This window comes from Zavarzinia sp., from assembly GCF_041650655.1.
Taxonomy (GTDB): Bacteria; Pseudomonadota; Alphaproteobacteria; order Zavarziniales; family Zavarziniaceae; genus Zavarzinia.
Genome location: NZ_JBAZKR010000277.1, coordinates 1 through 2,597, shown reverse-complemented (window position 1 = coordinate 2,597; position 2,597 = coordinate 1). Strand labels below are relative to the sequence as shown.

The 2,597-nt window shown below is 67.8% G+C and carries 5 protein-coding genes; all 5 read left to right on the top strand.

Annotation, left to right across the window (positions count from 1 at the left end):
* Positions 1 to 293, top strand: a 293-nt coding sequence (locus tag WC493_RS23525) for a hypothetical protein (protein WP_373069132.1), incomplete at its 5' end; no start/stop codon positions are given.
* Between the two features lie 30 nt (positions 294 to 323).
* A complete protein-coding gene (locus WC493_RS23520) occupies positions 324 to 665 on the top strand; it encodes an SdpI family protein (RefSeq protein ID WP_373069130.1) in 342 nt (113 codons plus the stop codon).
* A gap of 164 nt (positions 666 to 829) precedes the next feature.
* Positions 830 to 1,258: a hypothetical protein gene (locus WC493_RS23515; protein WP_373069128.1), complete on the top strand. Its 429-nt coding sequence runs from the start codon at positions 830 to 832 to the stop codon at positions 1,256 to 1,258.
* Positions 1,259 to 1,487: 229 nt separating this feature from the next.
* Positions 1,488 to 2,033 carry a rubrerythrin family protein gene (locus WC493_RS23510; RefSeq protein WP_373069126.1) on the top strand — a complete coding sequence of 182 codons (546 nt, stop codon included), beginning with the start codon at positions 1,488 to 1,490 and terminating at the stop codon, positions 2,031 to 2,033.
* Between the two features lie 144 nt (positions 2,034 to 2,177).
* A complete protein-coding gene (locus WC493_RS23505) occupies positions 2,178 to 2,594 on the top strand; it encodes a plastocyanin/azurin family copper-binding protein (protein WP_373069124.1) in 417 nt (138 codons plus the stop codon).
* Positions 2,595 to 2,597 lie beyond the last annotated feature (3 nt).

Here is a 2,597-nt window from a genome sequence, read left to right as displayed (position 1 = left end):
GGGAGGCTTTCCTCGTGTACGCCGTTGTCTTCGGCATCGCCGACGAGGTCGTCAAAGCGATGACTGTCAAAGTGCCTGAGGTGATCGACGACCCGGCGTTCCGCACTGCGTACTTCCTCTGGTTCGCGTCGCCCGGAGACGGCGGCATGGCGGCCTTCAGCGAGATGCATCAGAGCTTCAGCGCCGCCGTGTCTGTGGCGACGTCATCCTCGTCTTCGGGCTCCGGAGGCGGGGGCGGCTTCTCGGGCGGCGGCGGGGGCGGCGGCGGGGGCGGCGGGTTCGGCGCCGGCTGACGCCGCCGCCCCGCCCGCCGCCGCGTCGCCGTGAGTCGCCTCACCCTGTTCACCCCGTTCTTCTTCGGCCTGCTCCTCGCGGTCACGGGCGCGCTCGGCATGATCGGCCGGCTGCCCAGGAACGACTGGCTCGGTATTCGCATGCATGTCGTCATGAGCAGCGACGCCGCCTGGCTCGCCGGACACCGGGCCGGGGGTCCCTGGCTGCTCGCCAGCGGATCCATAGCACTCGCCGCCGGGATCACGCTGCTGATCGTGCGGCCCGACGGAGCGACAGGCGCGCGCATCACGTCCGTCGGGCTGATCGCGGCCTTCCTTCTGGCCGGCATCGCGGCGTGGCGTGCGCAGGCCGCGGCGCGCCGTTTGCCCTAGGTTCGCGGCGCCCGCCCGGAGAGGCCGGGACAGGCAGGGACCCGACACCTTTTCACTGTCTCCGTATTGTTTATGCCAACGGAGGGCGGGGTAGGACGGCTGCGAACACACGCCGACTCCCCAGGGCTCCGGAAGGCTACGGGGACGTACAAAGGAGGGCCCTCATGTCACGCCCCGTCCAGACGACGTTTGTCGACAAGGTCCGCCGAGTGCAGGAGGCCGTTACTGCGGCACGAGGTGCTGCGCGTCGCCATTTTGGCTTCGGCGAAGAGGTGGCTCCGGGCGTGCGCCTCGTGCTCAGTGAGGCCGGGAGCCGGCCGCTCGTCTTTTCTCTGTGGACGCTTCCCCAAGACATCGCGACGTTGTGCAGCGACGCCTCTGTGCCCGCGACCGCGGCGCTCCTCGCCGTCGACAGCGCTCAGGCGCGCGAGGTGACGGCTGCGGGTCACACCGTCGACCTCGGTCAGTTCTCCCGCAGCCAGTCGAATCCCGAGCTCTATTACGCGCTGTTCGATCACGTGAGCCAGCGCCAAATACACACTTTGCTGCACCGGCTCGTGCCGGCGCTCGCAGCCCATGCGCCGGCTGCCTGAGCGCCCGGGCTACGAATGTGACGTGCGGGATGAAATGCCTTCCGGCAGCCCGGCGGCCGCGCCCCGCGAAAGTGCCGGCGCGGCCGCCACGCGCCTGTCTCACTGTCCGCGCCTCAGGCGCGCGCCATTTCAATTGTCACCATAGGGGTCCGCTCTCTTGACCGACCCGCGAAACCGGCAACGCGGCGGCTTGCGCCCCGCGGCCACACACAAGGAGGAGTACGAGAACATGGCAGGCGCATACAAGAACACCCCACCGGCAGCTGAAGACAAAGGCGCGATGACGGCCGAGAACCTCGCCGCGGCGCTGGCCGGCGAGAGCCAGGCCTCGCAGAAGTACTTGGCGTTCGCAGATGTCGCCGACGCCGAGGGCTTCCCCAACGTCGCGCGCCTCTTCCGTGCGGTCGCCTACGCCGAGAGCACCCACGCCCGCAACCACCTCAGCGTGTTGGGAGGCATTGGCACGACTGCCGACAACCTCAAAGCGGCCTGGGGCGGCGAGACCTTCGAGATTGCCGAGATGTACCCGGCCTATGACGCCGTCGCGAAGCTGCAGGGCAACGAGTCGGCACAGACCAGCATCAGCTATGCCCTCAAGGCAGAAGTGGATCACCAGGGCATCTACGACAGTACGCTCAAGGGTCTGGAAGGCAAGAAGGATCTCGGCGCGACGGCCGTGCGCGTGTGCCCCATCTGCGGCCACACCGTGATCGGCGACGCGCCCGACGAGTGCCCGCAGTGCGGCACCGCGGGCTCGCACTTTGTAGAGTTCTGACGGTCGAAGCCCGCGAGCAGCTTCTCCCCAAGCCCGCAACCACTTCCGCCGCCGACGATCGCGGATGCCGAGCGGCGTTCCTGGGAAGAGTCAGTGCATGTGCAAGGAACCCGGAAGCGTGTCTCTGACCATGAGGACGTATCCATGAAAGCGCGCAATCACATGAAGCCGTGGATTCTGCTTGGCGGCGTTGCAGTGCTGGCTCTGCTGGTGCTTGCGGCTTGCGGTGGCGGGGCCGGCGCTCCGGCGAGTACGGCGCCGTCGGCGACCGGCACTGGAGGCGCCGCCGTGTCCATCGCCAACTTCGCCTTCACGCCACAGACTCTGACGGTCAAGGCGGGAACGACCGTGACGTGGACCAACAACGACGGGGCGCCGCACACGGTGACCTCAACGGATGGCTCATCTACCGACGCCAAGACCACCAGCGCCTTCGACAGCGGCAACCTTGGCCCAGGCGAGACGTTCAGCTTCACCTTCGATAAGCCCGGCACTTACTACTACGACTGCGCCATCCACGCGGCGCAGGCGAGCATGCATGGGATTGTAGTCGTGCAGTAGCGG

Coding starts and splice junctions, on each gene's coding strand:
- WC493_RS23515 (WP_373069128.1), top strand. CDS start 830: ATGTCACGCCCCGTCCAGACGACGTTTGTCGACAAGGTCCGCCGAGTG.
- WC493_RS23510 (WP_373069126.1), top strand. CDS start 1,488: ATGGCAGGCGCATACAAGAACACCCCACCGGCAGCTGAAGACAAAGGC.
- WC493_RS23505 (WP_373069124.1), top strand. CDS start 2,178: ATGAAAGCGCGCAATCACATGAAGCCGTGGATTCTGCTTGGCGGCGTT.